Here is a 2472-nt window from a genome sequence, read left to right on the forward strand (position 1 = left end):
GTTGAACAAACCCCGTCCAACTTCCCCCGTCTCACTTAAGAATACTTGTAATTCTCTGAAGGGTTACCCTAGCTTCCGTCCATTGTTTCACTAAATAGAAAACGATGGATAATTCTATTGCTAATTTTGAGGCCTTTCGGGACTGGATGATCCTGCGTAACTACGCTTCAGCGACCATAAAGTCTTACTCAAGTCATTTACGTCAGTTTTTGCTTTGGCGGCAACGGTTGGGGAATACGGGCACGATTGAGCAGGATGAGATTAAGGCGTACCTGACGGAGCGTAGCGATCAGGGCTTAGCCTGGCGTAGTATTAATGTGGCTTATTCAGCTTTGCAGATGTTTTTCACTTCGGTTTTGCGTCGGGAATGGTCAGTGGAACATCTTCCGCGTCCTCGCTCTGAGCGGTCACTACCCACGATATTATCGGTGGATGAGGTAGAGCGTTTGATTAATGCGGCTACGTTGTTGAAGCATCAGGCGTTCATTACTTTACTGTACGGTACGGGGCTGCGTTTGAGTGAGGCGCTGGATTTACGGATTAAGGATATCGATGGCAGCAGGGCACAGCTTCGGGTGTGTAAAGGGAAGGGTAAGAAGGATCGTTACGTTCATCTCCCGCCGAGCTTATTGGAGACGCTGCGAATTTATTACAAGGCATGTCGTCCGCAAAACTATTTGTTTAACGGCAGTTACGTGGGTGGGCGCTGGCAGAACCGTGCGGCTCAGTACGCCATCGAACGAGCGGCCGTGGCGGCCTCGATTATCTGTCCGGTATCGGCTCATGTTTTGCGTCATTGTTATGCGACGCACCACCTGGAGGCGGGCACGAGTATCTTGTTTGTTAAGGAGCAATTGGGTCACAGCAATTTAACGACGACGGCGCGTTATCTTCACTTGTGTGTCAATTATCAGGAACAAGTCCATCATCCGCTGAATCAGCTGTCGCTGCATCTTCATCCGTTACCGGCACGGTTGGGGGAATAGGAGACCTTTTCCGGGCGTACGGCGAAGCCTATGTAGAGGCTTACCGTCCGGGTCTGCGGGTGATCCGTCTGATCCGTGCGATACGTCTGTGTCACACGGCAGCGCTGGGTGGTCATCGGGTGACGTGCCTAGACTGCGGAGAGGAGCACTACCGCTATTTTTCCTGTGGTCACAGCCATTGCCCGTTGTGCCAGGGGAACCGACGCCAAGCCTGGTACGAGGGGGTAGAATCGGGCCTTCTGACTGTGCCTTACATGCACATCACTTTTACGCTTCCGCACGAACTCAACGGCATCTGTCGGCAGCATCCGCGTGTGTTGTATGGCATGTTGTTCCGCACTGCCTGGCGGACGCTTGCGGTCTTATGCGATGGCCTGCCGGGCATGACGGCGGTGCTGCACACCTGGGGTTCGGATCTGAAGCATCATCCGCACGTCCATTGTCTGGTAACTTTTGGTGGTCTTGACGAGAAGAGTGGTCAGTGGTGCTGGCCGAAGTATAAAGATAAGCTGGTGGGGCACCGTAAGATGAGTAATACTTTCCGGTCGTACTTCCTCGAATCGCTCAAAGACTGGATGGGGCGTTGCGGATCAGGAATTTACCATCAGTCCTACGGGGTACTGACGGCGGGTCTTGAGCAGAAACGCTGGGTGGTCAATCAGCAACCGCCAACGATGGATGCCGAGGTGATCAACGCTTACCTGAGTCGCTATATCTGCCGCATTGGTATCTCGGATAAGCGTTTGCGATACGATGCGTCCACGCAGACGGTAAGTTTAAGCTACAAAGACTACCGCCGGCAGGAGGTCGGTCAAGCGGCACCACAAGCCATCCGGCAACTGAGCCCGCTGCTTGCCATGGCACAGCTGTTGCAGCACGTGTTGCCGCCGCACTTCCACCGCACCCGTTCTTATGGGCTACACGCGGCCAACACCCGCAAGCGACTGGGGGGTCTGTTGGAGCGTCATGTTAAGCAAGCTCCGGATACAGTACTGGTGATACTGCGTTTATTAAAAGCGATGTTGCGTCTCCAGTTGCGGAATACCTGCGAGCAGTGTGGCAGTGTAGCCGAGCCTTTAATCGAGCCGGTAGCGCCCGATCACCACCTGGTTGCCTCCTGGCTGAAGATCACTGTGCGCCCACCACCAGTGATGGGCTGCTCTCCTAAACCCGAAAAAGTCTGATGTATGCAAAAATCCGGTGAAACAGTAGTGGTTCGCCCCGGAGGCTCGATGCCGACTGGGAAGCAGGTAAGGCAGCCACAGCACCCTGGTCTGAAAAGTCGCTACCTGGGTTGGGTACTTCGGTTAAAATGGGCTACTTTTAGCCAGACAGGTAGTTCGCTATGTCGCTACCCGAATTATGTTTTACCCTATTCCTGAGGCATTAAAGCCGAAGTATGGGCTTCGTTCAACTGACCTGTCCGCGCTGCGAGCTGGGGGAAGAGGGCGTATTGGTGTGGAGGGCGCGGACAGGCCTTAGAGTT

2 protein-coding genes are annotated in these 2472 nt (G+C 53.9%); both read left to right on the plus strand.

The features are described from left to right. Positions 1–104 precede the first annotated feature (104 nt). Complete coding sequence (locus tag BM123_RS23650) at positions 105–986, plus strand: tyrosine-type recombinase/integrase (RefSeq protein WP_090173604.1); 882 nt, start codon at positions 105–107, stop codon at positions 984–986. Continuing rightward, entirely contained in the window at positions 899–2170 is a 1272-nt protein-coding gene (locus BM123_RS23655) for an IS91 family transposase (protein WP_090173605.1), read from the plus strand. The genes BM123_RS23650 and BM123_RS23655 overlap by 88 nt, the downstream gene beginning before the upstream one ends. Positions 2171–2472 lie beyond the last annotated feature (302 nt).

The organism is Neolewinella agarilytica (genome assembly GCF_900110645.1).
GTDB classification, from domain to species: Bacteria; Bacteroidota; Bacteroidia; order Chitinophagales; family Saprospiraceae; genus Neolewinella; species Neolewinella agarilytica.